This is a genomic window from Ensifer sp. SL37, assembly GCF_026672675.1.
In the GTDB taxonomy this organism is placed as follows: Bacteria; Pseudomonadota; Alphaproteobacteria; order Rhizobiales; family Rhizobiaceae; genus Ensifer; species Ensifer adhaerens.
Map to the genome: position 1 here is coordinate 2,099,492 of NZ_JAPPRN010000006.1, position 26,854 is coordinate 2,126,345.

A 26,854-nucleotide genomic window follows, 5' to 3' on the forward strand; every position below is an offset into this window, starting at 1 on the left:
AATTCAGCAGAAAGCGATACCGGCCTCCTCGGCCGGCCCCCTAACAATAGGGCTCGGCCTCCCGTCGGCAACCGCTTTACGGCAAATCGGAGGACGCTTTTCGCGCCGTGCGGTGCGTTTAGCTCTGCACGTTGACGAACAGGGCCTCTGCGCCATGGTTGAACTGCAGCCGCGCAAGCTTGGCGTAGAGTCCGCCTTGACGGATGAGGGAGGCGTGGGTTCCTTCCTCGACGATGCGGCCGTGATCGAGCACCAGGATACGATCGGCCTTCAGCACGGTCGCCAGCCGATGGGCGATGATGATGGTCGAGCGCTCGTGCAGCAGGCCGTCGAGCGCCTTCTGGACCAGCGTCTCGCTCTCGGCGTCGAGGGCCGAGGTTGCTTCGTCGAGAAGCAGCACCGGCGCGTTCTTGAGGATGGCGCGGGCGATGGCGATGCGCTGGCGCTGGCCGCCGGAAAGAGTAACGCCACGTTCGCCGACATAGGTGTCGTAACCCTTGTCGAGCCTGTTGATGAAATCGTCCGCCTGCGCGGCGACGGCGGCGGCACGCACCGCCTCGCGGCTGGCATTCGGCATGCCGAAGGCGATGTTGTCATGCACGGACGAGGCGAACATCGTCACATCCTGCGGCACGATCGCAATGCGGTCGCGCAGATCCTTCGGATCGACGGTGCGAATGTCGACGCCATCAACGCGCACTGCGCCCTTGGCAGGGTCGTAGAAGCGAAGCAGCATGGAGAACACAGTGCTCTTGCCGGCGCCGGACGGTCCGACGATCGCAACGGTCTCGCCGGGCGCGATGTTGAAGCTGAGGCCGTTGAGGCTCTTGTAGTCGGGTCGCGACGGGTAGGCGAAATGAACGTCGTCGAAGGCGATGGCGCCGGTCGCCGGGACCGGCATGGCGACCGGATTTTCCGGCGCCTGGATCTCGGGGACTTCGGTCAGAAGCTCGTTCAGCCGCTCGGCAGCTCCCGCTGCCTGCGAAAGCTCGCCCCAGACTTCCGAGAGCGAACCGAGGCTTCCCGCGGCAAAGACCGAGTAGAGCAGGAACTGGCTGAGCGTGCCGGCGGAGAGATTGCCTGACAGCACGTCGTGCGCGCCGAACCAGAGCACGGCGACGACGCTGCCGAACACCATGGTGATGGCGAAAGCGGTCAGCACCGAGCGCGCCTTGATCGCGGCGCGCGCGGCGCCATAGGCATCCTCGACGGCGGCTCCGAAGTGGCTGTTGGCAAGCCCTTCGCCGTTAAAGGCCTGGACTGTGCGCGATGCGGCAATCGCCTCGCCGGCATAGGCCGAGGCGGCAGCGAGCGTGTCCTGCGCCTGGCGCGAGCGGCGGCGGACGGAACGGCCGAAGCCGACGAGCGGGAAGACGATGATCGGAATGGCGATCAGTACCAGGCTCGACAGCTTGGGGCTGGTATAGACCATCATGCCGATGGCGCCGAGACACAGGATCAGGTTGCGCAGCGCGACCGAGGCGGTGGCGCCGACCGCGGATTTTACCTGCGTGGTGTCGGCGGTCAGCCGCGAGACGATCTCGCCGGACTGGTTGACGTCGAAGAAGGAGGCGGAAAGGCGGGTGACGCGATCGAAGACATTGCGCCTCAAGTCGGCAACGATGCGCTCGCCGAGCGTGATGACGAAGTAGTAGCGCGCCGCACTCGCCAGCGCGAGCACGATGGCGAGCATCATCAGCATCGAGAAGTAGGTGTTGATGAAGCCGCTGTCGGGACTGGAGAAACCGTTGTCGACCATCCGCCTAACAGCGAGCGGCAGCGCCAGCGTGGTCACGGCAGCGAGGATCAGCGAAATGCCGGCGCCGACGACCAGATGGCGGTAGCGGGCGAGATAGGGGAGGAGCGTGGCGAGCGGGCGGATGGACTTGCGCGCAGGCGCCTGGTTTTCTCTTGACGACACTTGACCCCTTTCGCCAGACACGGAGGAAGGGATTGCCCATGAGTCTTCCGTGCGGCACTTGTTATCGCGCAGACCTTGATGTATAGGCACGGCATCGAATTGGGAAGCCGTGGCCGTTCAGCCGGTGCGCGGCTTCATTTACGTGTTCGGTCTCGAAGTCGCAATGCCTTGCGACAATTGGACCCTGGAACTCTAGGAAGATCGTTATGAAGGCAGACATCCATCCCGATTACCACGTCATCAAGGTAGTCATGACCGACGGCACCGAATACGAAACCCGCTCGACCTGGGGTTCTGAAGGCGCCACCATGAACCTGGAAATCGACCCCAAGTCGCACCCGGCCTGGACCGGCGGTAACCAGCAGCTCATGGACCGCGGCGGCCGCGTCTCCAAGTTCAAGAAGCGCTTCGAAGGCCTCGGCCTCTAATCGAGCGCCTCTTCGGCAGATTCAAAAAGCCCGGGTCATTTGCCCCGGGCTTTTTTCTGTCTTGGTTCTGGGGGATAGGCCGGGCGAGGCGGTGACATGGCGCCGTGCCATGGACGCGCTGTGGCCACTGGCGCTCCGTCGCTGTGCCAGGCAGGGAGCAGGATGACGGCGTTATGTCGCGGTTCCTGACCCGACCAGCCGGCGCTTTTCGCAAGCGGTAACGCCTCTTCCGTCAGGAGATCGAGATGCCCTTGTGTGGCGTCGATCGGATAGGCGCCCTCGGTGAGGTTTCTCCAGGAGTTTTCGCAGTCGAGGCCAGGGCGCGCCAGCGCCGCCATGTGCTGCCGGTCGCAACGAAAAACCCGCCGGCAAATGCTGTTGCGGCGGGTTTGATTTCTCAGGTCTATTTTCTGCGCGGCGTCAGTTGGTTCCGAAGGCCGTCTGCAGCAGCTTGATCTGCGCCTTGACGCCGTTCTGGTTGTCCGGGACGATCGCGGCCGCTTCGTTCGGGCGATAGATCTCGCGGTCGAGCAGGGCGACGCGGTTCTGCAGGCGCAACGAGCGCTCGATCAGGTCGCGGAAGGATTCCGGCAGTTCGGCCCAGCCGGGCGCCGCCTTGTCGACGTTGAAGCTGTCGAGGCGAACCTTGCTCTTTTCCGACATCACCTGATCGCGGCTCATCTCGCCGTTGTTGACGGCGCGCTGCAGGAGCAGCCAGGAAGCCATCTGCATCAGGCGGGTGGTGAGCCGCATGGATTCGGCTGCATAGAGAACCGATGCCATGCGCGGCAGGACCTTGGAAGCGGCGCGGCCGGGTCCGTCGAGATAGGTGGCCGTTTCCTCGACCAGTCCCATGCCTTCCGAATAGAGGGTCTTGAATTGTGCCGAGGACGCCGCGTGTCCTGCGAAACTGACCGTATTCAATCCTCTCTCGGACATGACCTGTTTTCCCTGGTTCAAACGCATCACGACAGTCAGGTAGTGGACGGTTATGGGAAATAAATCCTTGCCCGTCTCTATGCTTGAAGAATGATCCGATAGCGCATTTCGCGCAAGGGCATTCTTAAGAAAGGGTTAATCTCCACAGTTCTTTGGATAAACCTATGCCAAAACAAAAAAAGAGCCGCGGAAAGCGGCTCTCAAGGTAAAACAGGGAGAAAAATCAGACCCATTCGCCAGTCGGTGAAATTGTCTGAAACCGGAAAGCTCCGGATGCCCTGACAATCGCAGATAATGCTTAATGCCGCGTTAAACGCGCTTCGTTTTGCTGCGGTGCGACCTTACGCCGCCGGATCAGCGAAACAGGTTCTCGGCGGCCGAGCGGCTGGCGGACTTGCGTGTCCGCTCCGCCTCCAGCCGTGCAATCTCCTCGGTCAGAAGGGTGATGCGTTGCGTCAACTCGTCAACCGACAGCAGCGCGAGATCGCTGCCAATTTCATGGGCCACCTTCTTTTGCGGCCGATCATCGTCAAACAGGCTCATCGGACTGATCCTCCCATTCCGGACCTTTGTCTGGCTCGTTGCGTGTCTCGTCAAACGGCGCCGCGCGCGGCGAAAGCTGCAGGCTTTCCGGCGTCGTCGGCGTGCCGGCGTTGACCGGCGAGAAGGCGTCGCGGTCGGAGACCGGGACCGGTGCGCGCATCCGGCTGCGGATGATGGCGTAGGCGGTGATCAGGATATGGGCGCAGGCGGTGATCATGAACAGGCCGTAGGGGCCCGCCGCCGTCATGACCGGGCCGCCGATCGTCGGCCCGATGATGGTGCCGATGCCGTAGAGCAGCAGCAGGCCGCCGGAGACCTTGACGAAGTCCTCGGCCGTCGCGAAGTCGTTGGCGTGCGACACGGCGATCGGATAGAGCGCGTTGGCCGCCGCACCGTAGATCGCAATCAGCGTCAGCACGATCCAGACCTGGGTCGGCTCGACCAGGAAGATCAGCAAGCCTGCGAGAGCGCCGACCCCGGCAAGTGCTGCCAGGACGTAGCGCCGGTCGATGCGGTCGGACAGCCGCCCGGCCGGCAACTGCATGACGGCGCCGGCAAAGATCGCCACGCTCATCATGGCGGCGACGGTGCTGTCGGAAAGGCCCGCCTGGCGGCCAAAGACGGCGCCGAGCGTGCCGAACGCGCCGTTGGCAATACCGACGAGCAGGATGCCGAGGAAGGAAACCGGCGAGTTGCGGTAAAGGCCGCGCAGGTCGAGGCTCACCTTCTTCAGCGGTTGCGGCGAGGCAGCCTTGGACAGAAGCGTCGGCAGCATGGCGACGCAGTAGAGGATGCCGCAGATCATGAATAAGATGGTGGTGGAGGTATCGCCGAAGGGGATCATCATCTGGCCGCCGACGACGCCGAAGAGCGTGATGGCAATATAGAGCGAGAAGATGACGCCGCGGCTCTCGTTGGTGGCGCGCTCGTTCAGCCAGCTTTCGATGATCATCGAGGTGCCGGCGGTGGAGAAGCCTGTCAGCGCCCTGAGGATCAGCCACCAGGTCGGATCGATCAGGATGCCGGTCAGTAGCGCGACGATGGCGATGAGCGAGGCAAAGACGCTGAAGGCGCGCACGTGGCCGATGCGCTTGACGACCGTGGGCGCAAAGAAGCAGCCGAGAACGAAGCCAGCAGCCCAGGATGTGCCGATCAGCCCGAGGATGGTGGTGGGATAACCTTCAGCGGTGCCGCGCACGGGAAGAAGAAGCCCCTGCAGACCATTGCCCAGAAAGAGAAACAGCGTGCCGAGCAGGAGGGCGGCGACCGGGAGCAGGTTCTTTCTCATCATTCATCCGAAATTCGTTCTGCCGTCAGCAAGTTAGGGCGGTGCCTGGTGAATTGCCAGCCGGTTTCTGATTGCAGCGTCTGGCAGTGCCGCAGGTTTTGTCCTTCGATGGGAGACGAATGACGCAACATGCGGCGGCCGGTCATTGCAAATCGCCCGCGGAAACACTAGCCCTTTTTGCCAAGCGCAACGTATCGCTAGTCCTCGGGGGAGGCGGTGCTGCGTGCGACGAAGAGTGCCGGTGTTGCGAACGCTTCACCGGTCGAGGCGGCCTCCCGGTAGACGAGGGCAACATGCAGAAGGCGATCGCCCTTTTTCTGCTTCTGATCATGGCCATTCAGCTCCTCTGGCCGATCGGCATTCCGGGGCTGCGCCGCCGTCGCGATTTCTGGAAGATCGCGGTCTTCGCCATCGTGATGATGATGGTGACGGTGTTGATCCGTCCCTGACCCGGCCGCCCCGCCGCAACTCCCCGTTACCTTTGGAACTCCATCGCCTCCGGCTCGCCGCTACCTTGGTTGCGAAACCTGTCGTTTCAACCAGAAAAGGGCGCAGGACAGATGGGAAAGAAAGCGCTAAAGTGCGAACCTCATTCGGGAGATGACTTCGAGGGTTTCTTGGAACGCCGGCTTGCTGCCATTCTCGCTGCCGATGTCGTGGGGTACAGTCGCCTGATCGGCGCTGACGAAACCGGCACGCTGGCCGCCATGAAACGGCACAAGAGCGAACTCGTCGATCCGAAGATCACCCGTCACAAGGGACGCATCGTCAAGCTCACCGGCGACGGCATCCTGGTCGAGTTCGCAAGCGTCGTGCACGCGGTCGCCTGCGCCGTCGATATCCAGCGCGGCATGCTGCTGCGCAACGAAAGCGTGTCGCCGCTGAAGCGCATCGAGCTCAGGATCGGCGTGCACCTCGGCGACATCATCGTCGAGGATGGCGACATCTTCGGGGACGGCGTCAATGTCGCGGCGCGTCTCGAAGGCCTCGCAGAGCCGTCGGGCATCGCCGTCTCGGCTTCCGTGCGCGATCATGTAGGGTCGCGCCTGGATGTCGGCTTCGTCGACAAGGGCGAACACACGCTGAAGAACATCGCCGCCGGCGTTCACGTCTATTCGGTGGCGCTCGGCGCCCCGACGAAGGTCGCGTCGGCACCGAACGGATCGTGCCCGGTGGTGCTCGACGATGGCTACGGGCTCTCGGTCGGCGTGCTTCCCTTCACCAATATGAGCCACGATCCGGAGCAGGAATACTTCTCCGACGGCATCACCGAAGACATCATCACCGATCTTTCGAAGATCTCGAAGCTGCACGTCGTCGCCCGTAACACCGTGTTCACCTACAAGGGGCGGTCGGTGAAGGTGAAGCAGGTGGCCCAGGAATTGGGCGTCCGCTACATCCTCGAGGGCAGCGTGCGCAAGGCGGGCGCGCGGGTGCGCATCACCGGCCAGTTGATCGATGCGCTGACCGGCACGCATCTCTGGGCCGACCGCTACGACCGGGACCTGACTGATATCTTCGCGATCCAGGACGAAATCACCCATGCGATCGTCGACCAGTTGAAGATCAAGCTGCTGCCGGCGGAGAGGCGGGCGATCGAAAGCGACCCGACGACAAGCGTCGAGGCCTATACCTACTATCTGCGTGGCCGGCAGTTTTCCCACGCCTGGACGCGCTCCTATCTCCTGCTCGCGCGGCGCATGTTCATGAAGGCGGTGGAGCTCGATCCGGATTTTGCCCGCGCCTATGCCGGCATTGCCGACTGCGAGTCGGCGCTTCGCGACTGGCACGAGGATGAATTTCCGCTGCAAGGCATCCTGTCCATGACCGACAAGGCGCTGGCGCTCGACCCAGACCTCGCGGAGGCCCATGCGTCTCGCGGTCTCGTGCTGCACCAGGACGGCCAATGCGACGAAGCCGTCGCCGCCTTCGAGCAGGCGCTGGCGCTGGATGCCGGGCTCTACGAGGCGAATTTCCACTATGGCCGCTTCCTGTTCATGCAGGGCGCGTTCGAAATGGCGATTCAGTTCTTCAAGCGTGCCGCCGATATCCGGCCGGACGACTACCTGTCACCGATCCACCTGATGAGCGCCTATCGCACGCTCGGCCGGGATACTGAACGCAAGCAGTGGGCGCGCATCGGCATCGCTCGGGCGGAGCGGGCGCTGGAGCTCAACCCGGAAAACTCGGGCCCGGCCCACCGCGGCGCGCTGGCGCTTGCCCATATGGGCGAGGCCGACCGTGCGCGCGAATGGGCAGCGCGGGCGCTGGCAATCGATCCCGATGACGTGGTCGCCCGCTACAACACGGCCTGCGTCTTCTGCATCCTTGGCGATATCGACGCGGCCCTCGATCTTCTCGAAACCTTGCTGCCGCAGAGCTCCTGCTACCAACTGCTCTGGTTCAAGCAGGATTCCGACCTCGACGCGGTGCGCCACCATGTTCGCTTCCAGGCGATGGTCGAGGCGATCGCGAAATGCGAAGCCGGATTGCGCTGACCGCCGGACAGTCGTTTCCATCCGGCGGCTCGAAGCTTGCTGTTAGTGGTGGCCCGCCTGGCGGGATCCCTGAGGGGTGCTGACGCGCCCGGCCGTCAGCCACCAAATGGCCGCCCCGGTCACGAACAGCATTGCTGTTGCCACCATCACGACCGCGGTAAACGCTCCTTCGAAGGCGAGGCGGGCACGGCTCACCAGTTCGCTCGCCACATCCGCCGGCAGCTTCTCGGCGAGGAGCAGGGCTTCATCGAGGCTGTCGCGCGCCATCGGCGGGATTGCAGCCCCCTCCGGCAGGACGAGGAAGGCGGTGTAGACGACCGACATGACTGTGCCAAGCACGGCAATGCCGATCGCACCGCCAAGCTCGAACGAGACCTCCTCGATCGATGCTGCCATGCCGGCCCGTTCCGGCGGGGCGTTGAACATGATGGCGCTGGAGGCGGCGGTCATGGAGGCACCGATGCCGAGGCCGAGGACGACGAGGGTGACGATCTGGGCGAGCGCGCCGGTTTCATGGACGAGCAGATAGCCGCCAAGACCGAGAGCCGCCAGGATGAGGCCCGAGCGCAGCACCACTTCGGCGCCCAGGCGCGGCAGCAGGGTGCCGGTCAGCGGGCCGGCGACGAAAGCCGCAAGCGGGATCGGCAGAATGAAGACACCCGCCTCGAGCGGCGAAAAGCCCTCGACGAGCTGCAGCTGCTGGCTCAGCACCAGTTCGATGCCGACGATCGAGGCGGATGCCACGAGCGCTGCGGCAACGCCGGAGGAAAACACCGCATTGCGGAAGAGGCTGAAGTCGATCAGCGGATGCGGGCTGCGGCGCTGGCGGCGCACGAAGAGAAAGAGCGCGATAGCGCCGATCACGGCGGCAGCGAGACCCGCTTCCAGCGACGGCTCGCGCTTGCTCGTTTCCTTGACGGCATAGGCAAGGCCGATGAGGCCGACCATGATCTGCAGCGAACCGATCGCGTCCCAGGGGTGTTTCGGATTGCCGGCGTTGTTCGGCAGCACGACGAGGCCGAGCACGAGGGCCATCGCGACGACCGGCACGTTGATGAGGAAGACCGAGCCCCACCAGAAGTATTCGAGCAGGAAACCGCCGAGCACCGGGCCGATCGCGGCACCGCCCGAAGCGATCGCTGCCCAAACGCCGATCGCCAGCGCGCGTTCGCGTTCGTCGGTGAAAGTGAGCCGGATGATCGACAGCGTCGCCGGCATCATGAGGGCAGCGCCGACGGCGAGCAGGACGCGACCACCGATCAGGATCGCCGGTGTCGGCGCATAGGCGGCGATCAGCGAGGCGATGCCGAAGACGGCAAGGCCGACGATGAAGGGCTTCTTGTGGCCGAGCCGGTCGCCGAGCGTGCCGAGGCCGGGTAGAAGACCAGCGACGACGAGAGCATAGGCGTTGACGATCCAGAGCTTCTCCGACGCGGTGGCGCCGAGATCGTGGGTCAGGCGGGGCAGGGCGGTATAGAGCACCGTCATGTCGACGACGATCAGAAAGAGCGCGCTCGATACTATGGCCAGAATGAGCCAGCGATTTTGCGGAAGCATGGTACACCTCGGTGGCCGCCACTGGGAAATGGGGGCTGGGCCTTGTTTAAATCAGGGGCGTTGGTTATTTGAATACGTACGTATGGATTTGAAATAGGAAGTCAAGATGGGACGGCGACGAACAATCGATCGGGACAAGGTTCTGGACGCGGCGGAGGCGGTGGTGAATTCCGTCGGCGCGGCCGGCCTGACGATCGATGCCGTCGCCAAGGCTTCCGGCATCACCAAGGGCGGCGTGCAATATTGCTTCGGCAACAAGGACGGCCTGATCGACGCGATGATGCAGCGTTGGTTCGACGAGTTCGATACCGCGGTAGCGGCGGAGGGTGGCGACGATCCTGATCCGATCAAGGCGATGCGTGCCCATGCATCGGTGACCGCCCGGATGAACACGGCCGACAATGCCCGCACATCCGGCATGATGGCGGCGCTGCTGCAGCGGGAAGAGCACATGGCGAAGAACCGCGCCTGGTACCGCGCCCGCCTCGATGGTCTCGACCTCTCGACGGAGGAGGGGCGCAGGGCGCGAATGGTGTTTCTCGCGACCGAAGGCGTCTTCCTGCTGCGCGGCTTCGGCTTCCTCGAGATGGACGACGCCGAATGGCAGGATATGTTTGCCGATATCTTGAAGCTTCTGCCGGAGCGCGACCGCGCCTGAGGGCGAGGAAGGACGCTCTAGAGGTCGATCAGCCCGCGCATGGCGCTGACGCACTGGCCGGAAAGGCTGACCTTGCGAACGACACCACCCTGCTTTCGGACATGCGCGCCGATGAGGCTGCGGCGCCCCATCTCCACACCCTGCTCGATGATGATCTCGACATCGATATCCTGCTCCTGGATGAGCGAGACGAGATGGGCGGAAAGTGCTGCCGAGGCGCTGCCGGTTGCCGGGTCCTCGTTGACATTGTCGAGCGGCGCGAACATGCGTGCCCGGATCTGCCATGGCGCCTCTGCCGAGCGAGCGTAGAGGAACAGGCTGAAACTGTCTTCCTCGGGTTTGTAGCGCGCGTTGGCCGCCTGGAAGGCGGTGACATTGGGTTGGGCGGACGACAGCGTCGCGACATCCTTGATTTCGGCGACGGCGAAGGGCAGCCCGACGGAAAGCCGGGTCGGCGCATGCACGCGTCTGCTGACGGCTTCAGGCGCGAGCGACGCGCAGGCGGCGATGGTGTCGGCGTCGATTTCGGGGCCGACGGTCAGGCTGCGCGGTACGACGATGGTGGCGCCCACCACTACACCGCCTTCCCGCAGCAATGTGGCCTCGACAAGGCCGGCCTTTTCCTCGAACCGCAGGATTTCACCGGGCGCGCGGCCGAAGATTTCCTTTTGCCCGCCGAGCACGAAGGCCGTGCCGACATTGGGATGACCGGCAAAGGGGATCTCCGTCGTCGGCGTGAAGATCCGGACTTCCGCCGTGTTGGCGGGGTCGCGCGGCGGCAAAACGAAGGTGACTTCGGAATAGCCGAATTCGGTCGCGATCGCCTGCATCTGACGATCGCTCAAGCCGCGGGCGTCGGACATGACAGCCAACTGGTTGCCGGCGAAGCGCTCGTCGGTGAAGACGTCGACGGTGACATAGGCAACGGATTTCGGCGCGGTGTCAGAGGTCATGGTCCTGGCTTTCGCTGGTTGGGCGCCGTTGGCGCTCATCGTGTCGGCTCTGAAGCCAAGGCTTAAGGCAGCCGACACACCGCACAAAGACGCGAACTTGTCCGGGTGACAAGTTCCCCGACGCCGACGAAGCCGTCACCTCGCAGGCGCGCCAACCCTTTGGCAAAAAAAAGGGCCGGCGGACGGCCCCTTCTCATCCGGTAGACCTGGCTTAGGCAGCCTTCTCGAGTTCCTTCTTCCACGTACCCCTGGCGGCAAGGCTGCACATCTCGGCGCGATGCGAGAAGGCGCGCTGGCCGGCGCCGATGTTGTCGGCCTTGCCGTGCCAAGCATTGAGCGCCTCCTGCTGCAGCGCGCGGCCATAGGAGAAGGTGAGCTTCCAGGGCAGGTCGTGGCTGGCATTCATTGCCGAGAGGTGGGCGGTCGCTTCCTCGGTCGACTGGCCGCCCGAGAGGAAGGCGATGCCCGGTACCGCCGAAGGCACCGTGCGCTTCAGCACCCGGATGGTGCGCTCGGCCACTTCGGCGACGGAGGCATTGCGGGCCTTCTTGCCGTCGATCACCATGCTCGGTTTCAGGATCATGCCTTCGAGCTTGACGCGCATGGCCGCCAATTCTTCGAAGGTTGTCCGCAGCGTCCACTCGGTCACCTGTTCGGAGCGATCGATCGAGTGATCGCCCGGCGCGCCGTCCATCAGCACTTCCGGCTCGACGATCGGGACGATGCCGGCGTCCTGGCACAGGGCGGCGTAGCGGGCGAGCGCATGGGCATTGGCGCGAACCGCACCGGCGGTGGGCAGCGTATCGGAGATGGAGATCACGCCGCGCCACTTGGCAAAGCGTGCGCCGGCCTCGTGATATCTCGCCAACCGCTGGGCAAGGCCGTCGAGGCCTTCGGTGATTGTCTCGGCCGGGAAGTTCGTCATCGGCTTGGCGCCCGCATCGACCTTGATGCCGGGGATCGAGCCGGCCGCCCGGATGATGTCGACGAGCTGGGTGCCGTCGACCGCATGCTGGAACAGGGTTTCCTCGTAGAGGATGACGCCGGAGATGTATTTGCGCATCGCCTTTTCGGCGCGCAGCAGCATCTCGCGGTAATCGCGCCTGGAGGTTTCGGTGGATTCGAGACCGATCGTATCGAAGCGCTTCTTGATCGTTGCCGTGGACTCGTCAGCGGCAAGCAGTCCGCGGCCATTGGCGACCATGGCGACGGCGATGTCTTCCAGTTTTTCCGTCATGCTTTTTCTCTCCCTAGACAGCGCCGATCATCAGGATCAGGCGAACACTGAAACAGTTGCAGGGCCGACGGTGCACGGGGCAACCGCCACGCTCCCAACAGGAGCGCGAGTAACAGGTGAAATTGTCCAGGAAAATGGCGGGAAAATCGACTGAAACGATTTAAAATTTTTTAATCGTTTGAATAAATGAGGTTTTTTCTTGATGGCCGGCGCGTGAGAGTGCTTCCCACGCGCCGGTTGTATGACTTACTTCTGCTTCAGGATGTCGACGCCCGGAAGCGGCTTGCCTTCCATCCACTCCAGGAATGCGCCGCCGGCGGTCGAGACGTAGCTGAAATCGTCGGCGACTTCGGCATGGTTCAGCGCCGCGACGGTATCACCACCGCCGGCAACCGAGACCAGCGAACCCTGACGGGTGCGGGCAGCCGCATGCTTGGCAACGGCAACGGTGGCCTTGTCGAAAGGCGCGATTTCGAAGGCGCCGAGCGGACCGTTCCAGACCAGCGTTTCGGCCTTGGAGATCCAGTCATTGACGGCCGCGATCGACTTCGGGCCGACGTCGAGAACCATGGCATCGGCGGGAATGGCGTTGATGTCGACGACTTCGTTGTCGGCGCCGGCCTTGAACTCACGGGCGATCACGCCGTCTTCCGGCAGCACGATGGCGCAGCCGGCCTTGTCGGCAGCGGCGATGATCGCCTTGGCGGTGTCGGCGAGGTCATGCTCGCACAGCGACTTGCCGACATTGATGCCCTTGGCAGCGATGAAGGTGTTGGCCATGCCGCCGCCGATGACGAGCGCATTGACCTTGGTCACGAGGTTCTGCAACAGGTCGATCTTGGTCGAGACCTTGGCGCCGCCGACGATGGCGACGACCGGGCGCTTCGGCTGGCCGAGACCCTTTTCGAGCGCTTCGAGTTCGGCCTGCATGGTGCGGCCGGCATAGGCCGGCAGGTGATGGGCAAGACCTTCCGTCGAAGCATGGGCGCGGTGGGCGGCCGAGAAGGCGTCGTTGACGTAGATGTCGCCATTGGCGGCGAGCGCCTTGACGAATTCGGCCTCGTTCTTTTCCTCGCCCTTGTGGAAGCGGGTGTTTTCCAAGAGCAGCACGTCGCCGTCGCTCATTTCGGCGATCGCGTTCTTGGCCTTGTCGCCGATGCAGTCGGCGCCGAAATGAACGCGCTGGTCGAGCACGTCCTCGACGGCAGGAGCGATCGTCTTCAGCGACATGTCGGCGACCGGCTCACCCTTCGGACGGCCGAAATGGGCGAGCAGGATGACCTTGGCGCCCTTCTCGGACAATTCGCGGATGGTCGGCGCGACGCGCTCGATGCGGGTCGCGTCGGTGACCACGCCGTCCTTGACCGGCACGTTGAGATCGACGCGCACCAGAACGCGCTTGCCGGCGATGTCGGTCAGATCGTCGAGGGTCTTGAAAGTCATCAGATAGTCTCCGGTGATAGTCTTTGGAAAAGGGTGGGGTAGTCGATGACGAGGCCGTCCTCGTCTACGGGCAGTTCCGCGGCAAAACTGCGGTCCTCGGCCTCGTAGCGATAGAGCCTGAAATCATCGAGGCAGGTGTAGTGCTGGCCGTCCACAACAGGCTGAAACGTGTCGAACGGCACGTAGAGCATCTTCAGTCTGGCGGTGCCGGACTGGCTCACAAGGCCGAGGCGGCGGATCGGCAGCGTGTTGGTGAAGGGCGTTCCCGCGAGGTCGATATCGATACAGCCGTCGAATTCGGGGAGGGGCGTGCCGCGTGCCGTCGCCCATTCGCCCGGAACGTCCGAGCGCAGATGCAGGCTGCGGCCATCGGTGGTGTCGACCATCAATTTGCGAACGTGCCAGCTGTCGTCGCAGTCGATCCGGTAGCGCGCGCCATAGGGCGTGCCGCCGCGGCTGCCGATCAGAACGCCGACGGCGCGGATGACCGCGCCGTCGGTGGTGTCGATTTTTGTCAGCGTCAGGTGTTCGAGCCCTTCCCCTTCCAGCGGACGCCAGCGGACCGTCGTTGAGGAGAGGGCGCGAAACATCTGTCTTAGATGAGCTTGGCGAACGCGACCGCCGTGTCGGCCATGCGGTTCGAGAAGCCCCACTCGTTGTCGTACCAGGTGAGGATACGCACGAAGTTGCCTTCGACGACCTTGGTCTGGTCGATCGCGAAGATCGAGGAGTGGCTGTCATGGTTGAAGTCGCGCGAAACGAGCGGCTCTTCCGTGTAGCCCAGAACGCCCTTGAGCGCGCCATTGGAGGCGGCCTTGATGGCGTTGGTGATTTCCTCGACCGAGGTGTTGCGCTTGGCGACGAACTTGAAGTCGACGACGGAGACGTTCGGGGTCGGGACGCGGATCGACGTGCCGTCGAGCTTGCCCTTCAGTTCCGGCAGAACCAGGCCAACGGCCTTGGCGGCACCGGTCGAGGTCGGGATCATCGACAGAGCGGCAGCGCGGGCGCGGTACAGATCCTTGTGCATCTGGTCGAGCGACGGCTGGTCGTTGGTGTAGGAGTGGATCGTGGTCATGAAGCCGTGGTTGATGCCGATGGTATCGTTCAGGACCTTGACGACCGGAACCAGGCAGTTCGTCGTGCAGGATGCGTTGGAGATGACCAGGTGGTCCTTGGTCAGCTGGTCGTGGTTGACGCCGTAGACGACCGTCAGGTCGGCGCCGTCGGCCGGAGCCGAGACGATGACGCGCTTGGCGCCGGCGGTGAGGTGGGCTGCAGCCTTGTCGCGGGCGGTGAAGATGCCGGTGCACTCCATCGCGATGTCGATGCCGAGTTCCTTGTGCGGCAGCGTTGCCGGATCCTTGATCGCGGTCACCTTGATCGGCTTGCCGCCGTTGATGGTGATCGTGTCGCCTTCGACCTTGACCTCGGCCGGGAAGCGACCGTGGATCGAGTCATAGCGCAGCAGGTGAGCGTTGGTCTCAACGGGGCCAAGGTCGTTGATCGCAACGACTTCGATGTCGGTGCGGCCGGATTCGACGATCGCGCGGAGCACGTTGCGGCCGATGCGGCCAAAACCGTTGATGGCGACTTTCACTGTCATGGGTCTCTCCCTGTCTGACTGACGTGGTACGAAAAAAAGCGGGGCGCACCTTTCGGCGCGCCCCGCAGATTGATCAGGCGAGCTTCGTTTCCGCGGCGGCGACCACCGCCTCGGGCGTGATGCCGAAGTGCTTGTAAAGCTCCTTGTAGGGGCCGGAAGCGCCGAAGCTCGACATGCCGATGAAGGTGCCATCGCTGCCGATGAAGTGATCCCAGCCCTGACGGATGCCGGCTTCGACGGCGATCTTGACCGGCGAGTTGCCGATGATCGCCTGCTGGTAGTCTTCGCTCTGCTCGGCGAAAAGCTCGAAGCAGGGAACGGAGACGACACGGGTCGAGATGCCCTTGGCGGTCAGCGTCTGGCAGGCCTTGACGGCGATTTCGACTTCCGAGCCAGTGGCGAAGATCGTGACCTTGGCGTCGGCGGCCGAGATCAGGTCATAGGCGCCGCGGGCGCAGAGGTTTTCTTCCTCATACTCGGTGCGAACGGCCATCAGGTTCTGGCGCGTCAGCGCGATGCCGGACGGACGGTTGTGGCTTTCGAGCGCCAGCTGCCAGCACTCGGCCGTTTCCGTGGCGTCGGCCGGACGGAACATCAGGAGGTTCGGGATGGCGCGCAGCGCTGCCATATGCTCGACAGGCTGGTGCGTCGGGCCGTCTTCGCCAAGGCCGATGGAATCGTGCGTCAGCACGTGGATGACGCGGATGCCCATCAGAGCGGCAAGGCGGATCGACGGACGGCAATAGTCCGAGAAGATCAGGAAGCCGCCGGAATAGGGGATGACGCCGCCATGCAGCGCCATGCCGTTCATGGCAGCGGCCATGCCGTGCTCGCGAACACCCCAATGGATGTAGCGGCCGGAGAAGTCGTCAGGGGTGATCGACTTGGTCTGGCTCGTCTTGGTGTTGTTCGAGCCGGTCAGGTCGGCCGAGCCGCCGATGGTTTCGGCCAGAACGCCGTTGATGACCTCGAGCGCGTCTTCGGAAGCCTTGCGGGTTGCCGGCGACGGCTTGGTTTCGGCGAGCTTCTTCTTGTAGTCGTCGATGGCGGAGGACAGACGGCCTTCGAGCTCGCCGGAGAAGCGGCGAACGAACTGGGCCTTCTTCTCGGCCTCGCTCTTTTCAAGACGGTCTTCCCACTCCTTGCGCGCCTTGGTCGAGCGCAGGCCGGCCAGACGCCAGGCGTCGAGAACGTCCGAAGGAACGACGAAAGCTTCGGCTTCCCAGCCGAGTGCCTTGCGGGTGGCGGCGATTTCCTCGGCGCCGAGCGGCGAGCCGTGAACCTTGTGGGTGCCGGCCTTGTTCGGTGCGCCGAAACCGATCGTCGTCTTGCAGGCGATCATCGTCGGCTTGTCGGACTTCTGAGCCTGGTCGATCGCAGCGGCGATCGCTTCCGGATCATGGCCGTCGACGGCAATGGTGTTCCAGTTGCTGGCGCGGAAGCGGGCGTGCTGGTCGGTCGAGTCGGCGATCGAGATCGGGCCGTCGATCGAGATGTTGTTGTCGTCCCAGAAGACGATCAGCTTGTTGAGCTTCAGGTGGCCGGCGAGCGAAATCGCTTCCTGGCTGATGCCTTCCATGAGGCAGCCGTCACCGGCGAGCACGTAGGTATAGTGCTCCATCAGGTCGGAGCCGAATTCGTCGCGCAGCTTGCGCTCGGCGATCGCCATGCCGACGGCATTGGCAATGCCCTGGCCGAGCGGACCGGTGGTCGTCTCGATGCCGGCGGCGTGGCCGTATTCCGGGTGGCCGGCGGTGCGGGCGCCAAGCTGGCGGAAGTTCTTGATCTCGTCGATGGAGATGTCTTCGTAGCCCGTCAAATAGAGCAGCGAATAGAGCAGCATCGAGCCGTGGCCGGCCGACAGCACGAAGCGGTCGCGGTTCGGCCAGGAGGGGTTCTTGGGGTCAAAGCTCAGATAGCGCGTGAAGAGGACTGTCGCTATGTCGGCTGCACCCATGGGCAGGCCAGGGTGGCCGGAATTTGCCTTCTCGACGGCATCCATGGAGAGGAAACGGATCGCATTTGCCATCCGGTCGTGTTTTTCGCGAGAGATCATGACTGTTCCGTTTGCGTTCGGTGGTCAGGGAACGGTCTCTATCCTCCAAAGACCGCGCAAGAAGCGGCTGACACATAGCAGGTGCGCCGTGCGAGTCAATAAATACGGGGCTTCCGCGGCCATTTGACGGCAGCTTGCTTCGGTCCCTGCCCGAGTGCTTGTTCCGCAATGCAATAAGCCTGCTGCACTGCCGTTGAAGAAAGCCGGCTACGCAATCCATCCACAGCTTCCGCTGTTGTTTGCTGTACTTGGCATTGTTGAGACTTACGTAATAGGTTTAAAAAAGATCGAGCCGAAGCGGCGGACGGGATTCGGGCGATTCGGCCTCATGGGCGAGGTATTCGGAACACATGCCGGCAAAGACTGTCAAAGCGGCGATCGACGAACTGCGAAACGCAGTGCAATCCCTGGAGAATGCGATCGACGGTCGGTTTGACAGGGAGCGGGACTTCAGCGAGTTCGAGGGCGAGGTGCGACGCGTCAACACCGACCGGTCGCGGCTGGCGCAGGAACTCGATCAGTCGCAGTTCCGGGCAAACCGGCTCGAGGAGGTCAACCGTGAGGTTTCCCGTCGCCTCGTGACGGCGATGGAAACCATTCGGGCGGTGCTCGACCGCTAGGAACAAGCGACATGGCGCAGGTGACAGTTTCGATCGATGGCAAGGCCTATCGCATGGCCTGCGAGGAAGGGCAGGAAGATCATCTGATCGAGCTTGCCACCAATTTCGATCAGTATGTCGGACACCTCAAGACCCAGTTTGGCGAGATCGGCGATCTGCGCCTGACCGTCATGGCCGGCATCATGGTCATGGACGAGCTCAGCGAGGTCAATCGCCGGCTGAAGAACCTCGAAGCCGAGGTCGGAAACCTGACGAATGGGCGCGACGCCGCGCTTTCGGATCAGCTGAAGAACGAGGAGGCGCTGGCCTCGGCGCTCGGCGAAGTGACCCAGCAGATCCACGGTATCGCCGCCAAGCTGAACGGCCGCCCCACGACGCCGTCGAGCTGACAAGGTTTCGTCGGCGAGCCACTGGCGCGAAGCACCGAGACACTTTATATATCGAATGCGGTCTGCGCTCCCCGACAGGAACCACAATCCCCGGGGCCATACTCGATCCTAAGGGAGCTGTCCCTGTTCGGACCCGTGGGTTCGGACACATGGCGCCCACCTACTTTGTAGGCACCCGGGATCGTAAAATATCCATCGGTTGTGTGGATCGCACTTCTCCCTCTTTCCGTTGCTCATTCACTCCCCGGCAAAGGCCCGGCGGATGGCGTCGGCCATGGCCTCGACGATCCGGTCCTTGCCGTTTCCGGCCTTTGAAATCCGCAGCACGACATTCGAGTGATCGATCACGGTGTAGCCGTCATCGGCGGTTAGTTCGCGGCAGCCGGCCGGAATGCTGCTGCGGGCAAGCGGCGCGATGGCGAGGCCGGATACCACCGCCGCCATCAGGCCGCCGCTGGTGCGGCTGACATAGGCGACGCGGTTTTCGATGCGGCATTTCCTCAAGTTGCGCTGAGCGAGGTCGTCGCACCAACCGCCTTCGAGATAGGTATAGGTCGCGATCGGTACCGGGCGGCGCTCGTCGGTCCGGTGCTGCTCCGACGTCACCCAGACGGTCGGATCCATCATCAGCACTTCGTTTCTCGTCTTTCCGCCGGGCTCGAAGACGACGGCAAGGTCGATCTCGCCCGCTTCCAGCGCTGCGACATTGGTCATCGACGCGCCCTGCTGCACGGTCACTTCGACGCCCGGGTGGATGGCGGCGAAACTGCCGAGCGCCTTCGGCAAGGTCGAGTTGATGTATTCCTCCGGCAATCCGATCCGGACCGCGCCGTCGAGCGCGGGTTGGCGGAGCGCGGCGGCCGTGTCGTCGAGCAGGGTAACGATGCGCCTGGCATTATCGACGAGCCGCAGTCCCTGCGGCGTCAGCACCACACCGCGCGAATGGCGCTCGAACAGGGCGTCGCCGAGCACATCCTCGAGCTTCCTGATCTGCATGCTGACGGCCGACTGGGTGCGCCCGACGATGTCTGCGGCGCGCGTGACGCTGCTGGTATCGACAACCGCGAGAAAGGTTCTGAGCAGATCGCTATCGAGGGGAAGGGGCATGGCTTCAACCATCAGATTTTCTGATGACAGTCATGCTTGCAATTCGTTTGTCAGATGTCAATGCGAGGGCGAAGATCGTCCCGTCAGATCATCTTGCGCCCGAGTCCTTGCCATGAGCGTGCTTGCCGTTCTCGCCTTTTCCGAAACGTTCGTTACCGCCCGACGCAGGGCAAGGCAATGGACTGTCGATTTGCTGTTTGTCGAGGCGTCCGTCGAGGTGCCGGCAGACAAGCCGTTGCTGCTGCGCGACGTCGGGATCTCGGCAGGCGACCCCGACCTTCGGCAGCGGGAGCGGATCTTGGGGCAGGCGGTCTATCGGTCGCACTGGATGCTCTAGGCCGTCCCCGCGCCAATCCTTACGAGATGAGATCGAGCCTTGCGGCACGAAAGACGGCTTCGGCTAGATTGCCGGCCTGCAGCTTGCGCATGGCGTCTTCCAGCGCGCGGTCGATCCGGTCGAGCGGAATGTCGGTTTCGCGCATCATGTCCTGGCGCGTGCGGCCGCGGGCTGCAAGCGTCAGGCAACGCAGTTCCAACGGTTCGAGTTCTTTCATCTGGTCCTTCATGGACGTCGGCTTTTCCACTGCTGCCTGCAGGAGCGCGTCCATACATCGAACGCGGGCATTAGTTCCTGCTAATTATTTGAAATCGCGTCTTTATTTGCATGCGCTCGCCAATGCGCGAAAGCGGAACCGTCGTCCATGATGAACGGAACGCTAATGCTGTGCCGAACCGGGAAGGCGCTGGCAGTGCTGTCGCAAACCGCGGCAAAAGCGGCGATGCGGGTGAATGTGCACGGGCGACATCGGGTATATAGGCTGGTGATTGAGCCGGGAATCGGCGAGAAAGTGACGGGTTGTGCCATTTCGGGAGGAGAATTCGTCCGCGACGATGGCATGAGGCAGGAGAGGGCACGATGTCACCGAAAGACCTGAAGGCGGCGCTGCGCAACGAGCGGCTGGCATTGCGCGATGCGATGCCCGCGGAGATACGGATCGAGGCGAGCCTGACCATGGCCGACCATGCCGGCGACGTCATTGCGCTCGATCCGGGCCACATCGTTTCCGGCTTCTGGCCCATCCGCTCCGAGGTCGATATCCGGCCGCTGATGGCGCGGCTGAAGAGTCGCGGCGCCCGGCTCTGCCTGCCTGTGATCATGGACAAGAAGACGATCGTCTTTCGCGAACTGCTCGATGGCGTCGACATCATCTCAACCGGCTTCGGCACGACGGGGCCTGGCCCGGATGCTCCGGTGCTCGACCCGGATATCATGCTCGTGCCGCTTTCTGCCTTTGACGCGACCGGTCACCGGATCGGCTACGGTGCCGGTTATTACGACCGGGCCATCGACCGGTTGCGCAACAAGGGGCATCTGCCGAAACTGATCGGCATCGCGTTCGACTGCCAGGAGGTGGCTGCCGTGCCGGCCGAACCGCACGATGTGGCGCTGGATGCCGTTCTCACCGAGAGCGGATTCCGGCATTTCTAGGTCATTGACGAAGCTGAGCGACGGCCCGGCGCTTTGAAATCGCGCGGGCCGAGGCGGAAGATTGGTTCGCGATCCAACGCGGAATCGATCTTGGGCGTTTCCTGTCGGCCCAGGATCGTGTAGACGCTCTACCTCTTTGTTTTACGCAGGTCCGGCCGCCACAACCGCTGACGCGCTTCCGCCGGAACTGCCCTGGTGGGATTTGAGCGAGCATGAGGCTTCTGTTTCTGGGAGATATGGTGGGCAAGACGGGCCGCACGGCGGTCTGGGAGCGGCTTCCGGGACTGATCGGCGATCTTAAGCTCGATTTCGTCATCGTCAACGGCGAGAACGCCGCGGGCGGCTTTGGGATCACCGAAGACATCTTCCTCGAGACGATCAACGCCGGCGCCGACGTGGTGACCACCGGCAACCACGTCTGGGACCAGAAGGAAGCGGTGGTCTTCTGCGAGCGGCACGACCAGTTCCTGCGCCCGGCCAACTATCCGGCCGGCACGCCCGGCCGCGGATCCAACCTGTTCTTTGCCCGCAATGGCGCGCGCGTGCTGGTCGCCAACGTCATGGGCCGCGTCTTCATGCATCCCGAACTCGACGACCCCTTCAAGTCGGCCGAGGCCATCCTCGATGCCTGCCCGCTCGGCGAGCAGGCGGATGCGATCGTGTTCGACTTCCATGCGGAGGCGACCAGCGAGAAGCAGTGCTTCGGCCATTTCGTCGACGGTCGCGCCAGCCTCGTCGTCGGAACGCATACGCACGTGCCGACCGCCGACCACCAGATCCTCAACGGCGGCACCGCCTATATGAGCGATGCCGGCATGTGCGGCGACTACGATTCCTCGCTCGGCATGGACAAGGAGGAGCCGCTCAACCGCTTCATCTCGAAGATGCCGAAGGGGCGCTTCGAGGCGGCCTCGGGTCCGGCCACCATCTGCGGTCTCGGGGTCGAGATCTCCGATCGCACCGGGCTCGCCGAGAAGATCGCGCCGCTGCGACTTGGGCCGAGACTGGCGGAAACGATCCCGGATTTCTGGTCTTAAGGCCAAGTCAGGCGGCATTCTGAACGCAGCGCGAAGCTGCGCGCGGGCACCTTTGGTTGTCCCGTATCGCCTTATTGGAATTGATTTTTTTCAAGGTGACAACCCCATCAAATGATGGCAGGTTATCGCGAAATCACGCCGGGCCGGGGCGTGATGTATTCGTGGGTTTTTGCAGAATGAATGGTGTGCGCAGTCCTGGATTGCGGGCATGTGCTGTTGTCGCTGCGCCACGGGCAATTGCTCGCTGCCCAGCGAATTTGACCTGACAGCGTTCGCGGGCCGAAGGGCGCAAGGCTGCTGTATCATTTGATTGCTTGTGTGACTTTGCCTCTCGGATCGCTGCCGATCCGAGGATTTGTGCGGAGCGGGACGGGTAATGCGGCTGTTTTGCGCACAGGCCCCGCTCTGAAATATTCAAAGCGATCGCGGTGGTCTGGTCGATTGGCTGCCCCTCGTGATCCAAGTGCATTCGGAGGGCATGCATGTTGTCTCAGTGGCATTTGCCGATGATCGTCGGCGCTTCTCTTTGCCTTCTATCCGCAATCGGTGCCCAGGCGCAGGACGCGCAACTGCCCGTGGTGACCGTCGCCAAGCCGGTCGTGCGGGACGTCATCGATAGCGACGAGTTCATCGGCCGTTTCGAGCCCGTCGACGAGGTGCAGGTTCGCGCCCGCATCGGCGGCTATCTCGACGAGGTCAATTTCACCGATGGCGCCCTGGTGAAGAAGGGCGACAAGCTCTTCGTCATCGACCAGCGGCCCTATCGTACGGCTCTCTCTCAGGCCGAATCGACGCTGGAATCGGCGCGCTCGTCGCTGGAATTCGCCGAGGCCCAGTTCAAGCGGACGCAATCGCTGACGGGCACCGGCACGCTTTCGGTCTCGACGCTCGACGATCATCGCCGCGAACTCCTGTCGGCGCAGGCGCTGGTGCGCGGCGCGGAAGCGGCGGTCGAGCGTGCCAAGCTCGACCTTGACTACACCACCATCACCGCGCCGCTCAGCGGCCGCGTCGACCGGCGCCTGCTGTCGACGGGCAATCTCGTCCAGGCTGACCAGACGGTGCTGACGACGATCGTGTCGCTCGACCCGATCGATTTCTACTTCGACGTCGACGAACGGCGGCTGCTTTCCTATGCACGGGTCGCGCGCGAGCGCGGCAGCGCGCTGCAGGAAGGCGGCGGCTCGCTCGAAGTGCTGGTCACCATCGCCGACTCGCAAGAGGAGCCGTTCAAGGGCAAGCTCGACTTCGCCGAAAACCGCGTGGATCCGCAGAGCGGCACGATGCGCGTGCGCGCCCGTCTCGATAACCCGAGCCTCGTGCTGCAGCCCGGTCTCTTCGGCCGTGTGCAGATCGAAGGCTCGAACACCTACAAGGCCGTCCTCATTCCGGACGAAGCGATCGGCGCCGACCAGAACGAGCGCATCGTCTATGAGGTGACCGGGGATGGAACGGTGGTGACCAAGCCCGTGCGTCTCGGCCCGAAGCTGCATGGCTACCGCGTCATCCGCTCCGGCATGACCGGCGACGAGACCATTGTCGTCAACGGTCTGATGCGGGCGCGGCCCGGCACCAAGGTGAAGCCCGAGACGGTGCAGCTTCCCCCCGAAGCGCAAGCAGCGGGGGCGGCGCAATGAGGTTTGCTCACTTCTTCGTCGACCGGCCGATCTTCGCGTCGGTGCTGTCGATCGTGCTGCTGATCGTCGGCAGTATCGCCTATTTTCAGCTTCCCGTGGCGCAGTACCCGGAAATCGCCCCGCCGACCATCGTCGTTCGCGCCGCCTATCCGGGTGCTGACGCCGATACCGTTGCCAACACCGTCGCGACGCCGCTCGAACAGGAAATCAACGGCGTCGAGAACATGCTCTATATGTCCTCCTATTCGACCGCCGACGGCTCGATGGCGCTGACGATCACCTTCAAGCTAGGCACCGACCTCGACCAGGCACAAGTGCTGGTACAGAACCGCGTGTCGATCGCGGAGCCGCGGCTGCCGGAAGAAGTCCGGCGGATCGGCATCACCACGGCCAAGAGTTCGCCCGACCTGATGATGGTCGTGCATCTCTTGTCGCCGACCGAACGCTATGACCAACTCTACGTCTCGAACTATGCGCGCACCCGCATTCGCGACCTGCTCGTCCGGCTCGATGGCGTCGGCGACGTCATCCTGTTCGGCGAGCGCGAATATGCGCTGCGTGTCTGGCTCGATCCGGAGAAGCTGTCGGCCTATGGCATGACGGCCGGTGACGTGGTGCAGGCTTTGCGCGAGCAGAACGTGCAGGTCTCCGGCGGTTCGATCGGTGGTCCGCCGGCGCCGGGCGACAGCGCGTTCCAGTACACGGTCACGACGGACGGCCGCTTCAGCGACGCGCGGCAGTTCCGCTATGTCATCGTCAAGGCGACGGAAAGCGGTCGCCTCGTGCAGCTGCAGGACGTCGCGCGTGTCGAGCTCGGTGCTCGCGAATACGTCAACAACAGCTATCTCGACGGCAGCCCGGCGGTGGCGCTCGGCATCTTCTCGCGGCCGGGCACCAATGCGCTCGACGCCGCCGAGCAGATCCAGAAGGTGATGACCGACGTTTCCAAGGACTTCCCTGACGGGCTCGAATACCGCATCGTCTACAACCCGACAGAGTTCATCTCGGAATCGATCAACGAGGTCTACAAGACGATCGCCGAGGCGGCCATTCTCGTTGCCATCGTCGTTCTCGTCTTCCTGCAATCGTGGCGCACGGCGATCATCCCGATCGTCGCAATCCCCGTGTCACTCGTCGGCACCTTCGCCTTCCTCTATGCCTTCGGTTTCTCGCTGAACATGCTGACGCTGTTCGGCCTGGTGCTGGCGATCGGTATCGTCGTCGACGATGCGATCGTGGTGGTCGAGAATGTCGAGCGAAATCTCGCGCGAGGGATGACCCCGCGCGAGGCGTCGCATGTGACCATGGACGAGGTGGGGGCGGCCGTCATCGCGATCTCGCTGGTGTTGACCGCGGTGTTCGTGCCGACGGCCTTCATCCCCGGTATCGCCGGCCAGTTCTACCTGCAGTTCGCCGTGACGATCTCGGTCGCAACGGTGATTTCCGCCTTCAACTCGCTGACACTGTCACCGGCGCTGGCGGCTATCCTGTTGAAGCCGCACGAGAACGGCCATCATGAAAGCCGCAATCCGCTGACGCGCTTCGGCAAGGCCTTGGCGAACGGCTTCAACAACGGTTTCGACCGGATGGCGTCGGGCTATGCATGGGTCGTGCGCAAGCTCGTCTCGACGAAGGTGGCGCTGGCCGCGGCCCTTCTCGTCTTCGTCGGGCTGCTGGGGGCCACCTGGTACATGGCGCAGATCGTGCCGCGCGGCTTCGTGCCGACCATGGACCAGGGCTATGCGATCGTCGTCATCCAACTGCCGGACGGCGCATCGCTCGACCGGACGGACGCCGTCGTCAAGCGGGCCTCGAAGATCATCCAGGACGTGCCGGGCGTGAAAAGTGCTGTCGCCTTTGCCGGCTTCAACGGTGCGACCTTTACCAACGCGTCCAATTCGGGCGTGGTCTTCGCCTCCTTCGAAAGCTTCGAAGAGCGGCTGAAGAACGGGCAGGGGGCCAACCAGATCATCGGCCAGCTCTATGGCAGCCTGCAGAGCATCCAGGAAGCCTTCATCATCGCCGTGCCGCCGCCCTCGGTGCGTGGCATCGGCAACTCCGGCGGCTTCAAGATGCAGATCATGGACCGGCAGAGCTCCGACATGCGCCGCGCGCTCGGGCTTGCCTACCAGATGATGGGCGCTGCCAACCAGACGGAAGGGTTGACCGGGGTCTTCACCACCTTCTCGGCCTCCAGTCCGCAATACTTCCTGGCGATCGACCGCGACAAGGCGCGCACACTCAACGTGCCGATCCCCAACATCTTCGAGGCGCTGTCGATCAACCTCGGTACGTCCTACGTCAACGACTTCAACGCCTTCGGCCGCGTCTACCAGGTGCGGGCGCAGGCCGACCAGCAGTACCGCGTCGAGCGCGACAACATCCTGGCGCTGAAGGTGCGCTCGGCAACCGGTGCGCTGGTGCCGATGGGTACGCTTGTCGAGATCCAGGATACGGCCGGTCCGACGCTGGTGCAGCGCTACAACATGTACGTCTCGGTGCCGATCCAGGGTAACCCTGCGGTCGGGGTCTCGACGGGTACGGCTCTCGACAAGATGGAGGCGCTCGCCGCCCAGATCCTGCCGCAGGGCACGACCTTCGAGTGGACGGAACTCGCCTACCAGGAGCGCCAGACAGGCAACACCGCGGTGTTCATCTTCGCACTGTCGGTCGTCTTCGTGTTCCTGGCGCTGTCGGCCCAGTACGAAAGCTGGGTTCTGCCGCTGGCGATCATCCTGATCGTGCCGCTCGGCGTGCTGGCCGCATTGGTCGGCGTGTTCATCCGCGGGCTCGACAACAACGTGCTGACCCAGATCGGGCTCATCGTTCTGATCGGTCTTGCAGCCAAGAACGCGATCCTGATCGTCGAGTTCGCGCGGCAGGGCGAAGACGAGGGCAAGACGCCGATCGAGGCGGCGGTAGAGGCGAGCCAGCTTCGCCTGCGTCCGATCCTGATGACCGCCTTTGCCTTCATCCTCGGCGTGGTGCCGCTGATGATCGCGACCGGCCCGGGTGCCGAAATGCGCCAGTCGCTCGGCACGGCGGTGTTTTCGGGCATGCTCGGGGTAACGTTCCTCGGCCTGTTCCTGACGCCGGTGTTCTACGTCGCGCTCCGGTCGTTCCGGCGACGCAAGGCGGCGGTGAGCGAACCGGCGCCGCACCCGGCCGAATAGGGCAGGCCGGACGACAATCAGACGAATGCCCCGGCAGCAATGCCGGGGCATTCGGCTTTGAAGAGGCTATCATTGCCTTATCGGCCTCAGGGTCGGTGACGTAAACGTGAGCACCGCCTGCCGTTTGTAACTGGACGTGGCCGGGCCCTTGAACAATTCTTTCCGCGCCCCGTGACGCCACCGTTCGGTCGAGCGAAGGCAAAGGCTTCCATTCGCTGTTCAATACCTGCCTGCCGCGTGCCCCCAAGGCCCGAGGTCAGGCGGCAAGTGAGAGA

24 protein-coding genes and 1 other RNA gene are annotated in these 26,854 nt (G+C 63.5%); 12 read left to right on the top strand and 13 right to left on the bottom strand.

Annotation, left to right across the window (positions count from 1 at the left end; translation table 11 throughout):
* Positions 1-118 precede the first annotated feature (118 nt).
* Positions 119-1,921 (bottom strand): ABC transporter transmembrane domain-containing protein, encoded by a 1,803-nt coding sequence (locus OVA00_RS22180; protein WP_112976706.1) that lies wholly within the window; start codon positions 1,919-1,921, stop codon positions 119-121.
* 206 nt (positions 1,922-2,127) lie between these two features.
* On the opposite strand from OVA00_RS22180, the gene rpmE reads away from it, so the two are divergent.
* Complete coding sequence (rpmE, locus tag OVA00_RS22185) at positions 2,128-2,349, top strand: 50S ribosomal protein L31 (protein ID WP_034806140.1); 222 nt, start codon at positions 2,128-2,130, stop codon at positions 2,347-2,349.
* Positions 2,350-2,769: 420 nt separating this feature from the next.
* On the opposite strand, the gene rcdA is transcribed toward rpmE, so the two are convergent.
* The 3 genes from rcdA to OVA00_RS22200 form a co-directional block, all read right to left on the bottom strand.
* On the bottom strand, positions 2,770-3,288 hold the full coding sequence (gene rcdA, locus OVA00_RS22190; RefSeq protein WP_034806141.1) for a protease adaptor protein RcdA: 519 nt from the start codon (positions 3,286-3,288) through the stop codon (positions 2,770-2,772).
* Between the two features lie 354 nt (positions 3,289-3,642).
* Complete coding sequence (locus OVA00_RS22195) at positions 3,643-3,831, bottom strand: DUF1192 domain-containing protein (protein WP_034806142.1); 189 nt, start codon at positions 3,829-3,831, stop codon at positions 3,643-3,645.
* Complete coding sequence (locus tag OVA00_RS22200) at positions 3,818-5,119, bottom strand: MFS transporter (RefSeq protein WP_090299727.1); 1,302 nt, start codon at positions 5,117-5,119, stop codon at positions 3,818-3,820. Before OVA00_RS22200 ends, OVA00_RS22195 begins: the two co-directional genes overlap by 14 nt.
* A gap of 293 nt (positions 5,120-5,412) precedes the next feature.
* On the opposite strand from OVA00_RS22200, the gene OVA00_RS22205 reads away from it, so the two are divergent.
* Positions 5,413-5,568, top strand: a complete 156-nt coding sequence (locus tag OVA00_RS22205) for a hypothetical protein (RefSeq protein WP_090299729.1) — start codon at positions 5,413-5,415, stop codon at positions 5,566-5,568.
* A gap of 168 nt (positions 5,569-5,736) precedes the next feature.
* Positions 5,737-7,617, top strand: a complete 1,881-nt coding sequence (locus OVA00_RS22210) for a TPR end-of-group domain-containing protein (protein WP_034806145.1) — start codon at positions 5,737-5,739, stop codon at positions 7,615-7,617.
* 42 nt (positions 7,618-7,659) lie between these two features.
* On the opposite strand, the gene OVA00_RS22215 is transcribed toward OVA00_RS22210, so the two are convergent.
* A complete protein-coding gene (locus OVA00_RS22215) occupies positions 7,660-9,174 on the bottom strand; it encodes an MFS transporter (RefSeq protein WP_192438880.1) in 1,515 nt (504 codons plus the stop codon).
* A 106-nt stretch (positions 9,175-9,280) separates the two neighbouring features.
* Between OVA00_RS22215 and OVA00_RS22220 the strand changes: the two genes are divergently transcribed.
* Positions 9,281-9,832: a TetR/AcrR family transcriptional regulator gene (locus OVA00_RS22220; protein ID WP_268089624.1), complete on the top strand. Its 552-nt coding sequence runs from the start codon at positions 9,281-9,283 to the stop codon at positions 9,830-9,832.
* Between the two features lie 17 nt (positions 9,833-9,849).
* On the opposite strand, the gene OVA00_RS22225 is transcribed toward OVA00_RS22220, so the two are convergent.
* The 6 genes from OVA00_RS22225 to tkt all read right to left on the bottom strand — a co-directional run bounded on the left by OVA00_RS22225 (position 9,850) and on the right by tkt (position 17,127).
* Entirely contained in the window at positions 9,850-10,785 is a 936-nt protein-coding gene (locus OVA00_RS22225; protein WP_192438878.1) for a PhzF family phenazine biosynthesis protein, read from the bottom strand.
* Positions 10,786-10,996: 211 nt separating this feature from the next.
* Positions 10,997-12,022 (bottom strand): class I fructose-bisphosphate aldolase, encoded by a 1,026-nt coding sequence (locus tag OVA00_RS22230; RefSeq protein WP_192438877.1) that lies wholly within the window; start codon positions 12,020-12,022, stop codon positions 10,997-10,999.
* A gap of 246 nt (positions 12,023-12,268) precedes the next feature.
* Entirely contained in the window at positions 12,269-13,465 is a 1,197-nt protein-coding gene (locus OVA00_RS22235; protein ID WP_192438876.1) for a phosphoglycerate kinase, read from the bottom strand.
* Entirely contained in the window at positions 13,465-14,055 is a 591-nt protein-coding gene (locus OVA00_RS22240; protein WP_060605923.1) for a putative glycolipid-binding domain-containing protein, read from the bottom strand. The genes OVA00_RS22235 and OVA00_RS22240 overlap by 1 nt, the downstream gene beginning before the upstream one ends.
* A gap of 5 nt (positions 14,056-14,060) precedes the next feature.
* On the bottom strand, positions 14,061-15,071 hold the full coding sequence (gene gap / locus OVA00_RS22245) for a type I glyceraldehyde-3-phosphate dehydrogenase (protein ID WP_077959779.1): 1,011 nt from the start codon (positions 15,069-15,071) through the stop codon (positions 14,061-14,063).
* A gap of 73 nt (positions 15,072-15,144) precedes the next feature.
* On the bottom strand, positions 15,145-17,127 hold the full coding sequence (tkt, locus tag OVA00_RS22250; RefSeq protein WP_060605920.1) for a transketolase: 1,983 nt from the start codon (positions 17,125-17,127) through the stop codon (positions 15,145-15,147).
* Positions 17,128-17,477: 350 nt separating this feature from the next.
* Between tkt and OVA00_RS22255 the strand changes: the two genes are divergently transcribed.
* From OVA00_RS22255 to ssrS, 3 genes are all read left to right on the top strand, one after another.
* Positions 17,478-17,747: a DUF4164 domain-containing protein gene (locus OVA00_RS22255; protein WP_034806184.1), complete on the top strand. Its 270-nt coding sequence runs from the start codon at positions 17,478-17,480 to the stop codon at positions 17,745-17,747.
* 11 nt (positions 17,748-17,758) lie between these two features.
* On the top strand, positions 17,759-18,136 hold the full coding sequence (locus tag OVA00_RS22260; protein WP_268089625.1) for a cell division protein ZapA: 378 nt from the start codon (positions 17,759-17,761) through the stop codon (positions 18,134-18,136).
* 56 nt (positions 18,137-18,192) lie between these two features.
* Positions 18,193-18,350: non-coding RNA, 6S RNA (gene ssrS / locus OVA00_RS22265), on the top strand.
* A gap of 23 nt (positions 18,351-18,373) precedes the next feature.
* Here ssrS and OVA00_RS22270 read toward each other — a convergent pair.
* Complete coding sequence (locus tag OVA00_RS22270) at positions 18,374-19,243, bottom strand: LysR family transcriptional regulator (RefSeq protein WP_268089626.1); 870 nt, start codon at positions 19,241-19,243, stop codon at positions 18,374-18,376.
* Between the two features lie 112 nt (positions 19,244-19,355).
* On the opposite strand from OVA00_RS22270, the gene OVA00_RS22275 reads away from it, so the two are divergent.
* Positions 19,356-19,580 (top strand): hypothetical protein, encoded by a 225-nt coding sequence (locus OVA00_RS22275; protein ID WP_113187385.1) that lies wholly within the window; start codon positions 19,356-19,358, stop codon positions 19,578-19,580.
* Positions 19,581-19,599: 19 nt separating this feature from the next.
* On the opposite strand, the gene OVA00_RS22280 is transcribed toward OVA00_RS22275, so the two are convergent.
* On the bottom strand, positions 19,600-19,851 hold the full coding sequence (locus tag OVA00_RS22280; RefSeq protein ID WP_089044528.1) for a transcriptional regulator: 252 nt from the start codon (positions 19,849-19,851) through the stop codon (positions 19,600-19,602).
* Positions 19,852-20,159: 308 nt separating this feature from the next.
* On the opposite strand from OVA00_RS22280, the gene OVA00_RS22285 reads away from it, so the two are divergent.
* From OVA00_RS22285 to OVA00_RS22300, 4 genes are all read left to right on the top strand, one after another.
* The gene (locus OVA00_RS22285; protein ID WP_034806194.1) at positions 20,160-20,732 is read left to right on the top strand and encodes a 5-formyltetrahydrofolate cyclo-ligase; all 573 of its coding nucleotides are present in this window, start codon (positions 20,160-20,162) and stop codon (positions 20,730-20,732) included.
* 212 nt (positions 20,733-20,944) lie between these two features.
* Complete coding sequence (locus OVA00_RS22290; RefSeq protein WP_034806196.1) at positions 20,945-21,769, top strand: TIGR00282 family metallophosphoesterase; 825 nt, start codon at positions 20,945-20,947, stop codon at positions 21,767-21,769.
* A gap of 482 nt (positions 21,770-22,251) precedes the next feature.
* Complete coding sequence (locus tag OVA00_RS22295) at positions 22,252-23,406, top strand: efflux RND transporter periplasmic adaptor subunit (RefSeq protein ID WP_113553917.1); 1,155 nt, start codon at positions 22,252-22,254, stop codon at positions 23,404-23,406.
* The gene (locus OVA00_RS22300) at positions 23,403-26,579 is read left to right on the top strand and encodes an efflux RND transporter permease subunit (protein ID WP_060581110.1); all 3,177 of its coding nucleotides are present in this window, start codon (positions 23,403-23,405) and stop codon (positions 26,577-26,579) included. Before OVA00_RS22295 ends, OVA00_RS22300 begins: the two co-directional genes overlap by 4 nt.
* Positions 26,580-26,854 lie beyond the last annotated feature (275 nt).

Coding starts and splice junctions, on each gene's coding strand:
- rpmE (WP_034806140.1), top strand. CDS start 2,128: ATGAAGGCAGACATCCATCCCGATTACCACGTCATCAAGGTAGTCATG.
- rcdA (WP_034806141.1), bottom strand. CDS start 3,288: ATGTCCGAGAGAGGATTGAATACGGTCAGTTTCGCAGGACACGCGGCG.
- OVA00_RS22195 (WP_034806142.1), bottom strand. CDS start 3,831: ATGAGCCTGTTTGACGATGATCGGCCGCAAAAGAAGGTGGCCCATGAA.
- OVA00_RS22200 (WP_090299727.1), bottom strand. CDS start 5,119: ATGAGAAAGAACCTGCTCCCGGTCGCCGCCCTCCTGCTCGGCACGCTG.
- OVA00_RS22205 (WP_090299729.1), top strand. CDS start 5,413: ATGCAGAAGGCGATCGCCCTTTTTCTGCTTCTGATCATGGCCATTCAG.
- OVA00_RS22215 (WP_192438880.1), bottom strand. CDS start 9,174: ATGCTTCCGCAAAATCGCTGGCTCATTCTGGCCATAGTATCGAGCGCG.
- OVA00_RS22220 (WP_268089624.1), top strand. CDS start 9,281: ATGGGACGGCGACGAACAATCGATCGGGACAAGGTTCTGGACGCGGCG.
- OVA00_RS22225 (WP_192438878.1), bottom strand. CDS start 10,785: ATGACCTCTGACACCGCGCCGAAATCCGTTGCCTATGTCACCGTCGAC.
- OVA00_RS22230 (WP_192438877.1), bottom strand. CDS start 12,022: ATGACGGAAAAACTGGAAGACATCGCCGTCGCCATGGTCGCCAATGGC.
- OVA00_RS22235 (WP_192438876.1), bottom strand. CDS start 13,465: ATGACTTTCAAGACCCTCGACGATCTGACCGACATCGCCGGCAAGCGC.
- OVA00_RS22240 (WP_060605923.1), bottom strand. CDS start 14,055: ATGTTTCGCGCCCTCTCCTCAACGACGGTCCGCTGGCGTCCGCTGGAA.
- gap (WP_077959779.1), bottom strand. CDS start 15,071: ATGACAGTGAAAGTCGCCATCAACGGTTTTGGCCGCATCGGCCGCAAC.
- tkt (WP_060605920.1), bottom strand. CDS start 17,127: ATGATCTCTCGCGAAAAACACGACCGGATGGCAAATGCGATCCGTTTC.
- OVA00_RS22255 (WP_034806184.1), top strand. CDS start 17,478: ATGCCGGCAAAGACTGTCAAAGCGGCGATCGACGAACTGCGAAACGCA.
- OVA00_RS22260 (WP_268089625.1), top strand. CDS start 17,759: ATGGCGCAGGTGACAGTTTCGATCGATGGCAAGGCCTATCGCATGGCC.
- OVA00_RS22270 (WP_268089626.1), bottom strand. CDS start 19,243: ATGCCCCTTCCCCTCGATAGCGATCTGCTCAGAACCTTTCTCGCGGTT.
- OVA00_RS22275 (WP_113187385.1), top strand. CDS start 19,356: ATGAGCGTGCTTGCCGTTCTCGCCTTTTCCGAAACGTTCGTTACCGCC.
- OVA00_RS22280 (WP_089044528.1), bottom strand. CDS start 19,851: ATGGACGCGCTCCTGCAGGCAGCAGTGGAAAAGCCGACGTCCATGAAG.
- OVA00_RS22285 (WP_034806194.1), top strand. CDS start 20,160: ATGTCACCGAAAGACCTGAAGGCGGCGCTGCGCAACGAGCGGCTGGCA.
- OVA00_RS22290 (WP_034806196.1), top strand. CDS start 20,945: ATGAGGCTTCTGTTTCTGGGAGATATGGTGGGCAAGACGGGCCGCACG.
- OVA00_RS22295 (WP_113553917.1), top strand. CDS start 22,252: ATGTTGTCTCAGTGGCATTTGCCGATGATCGTCGGCGCTTCTCTTTGC.
- OVA00_RS22300 (WP_060581110.1), top strand. CDS start 23,403: ATGAGGTTTGCTCACTTCTTCGTCGACCGGCCGATCTTCGCGTCGGTG.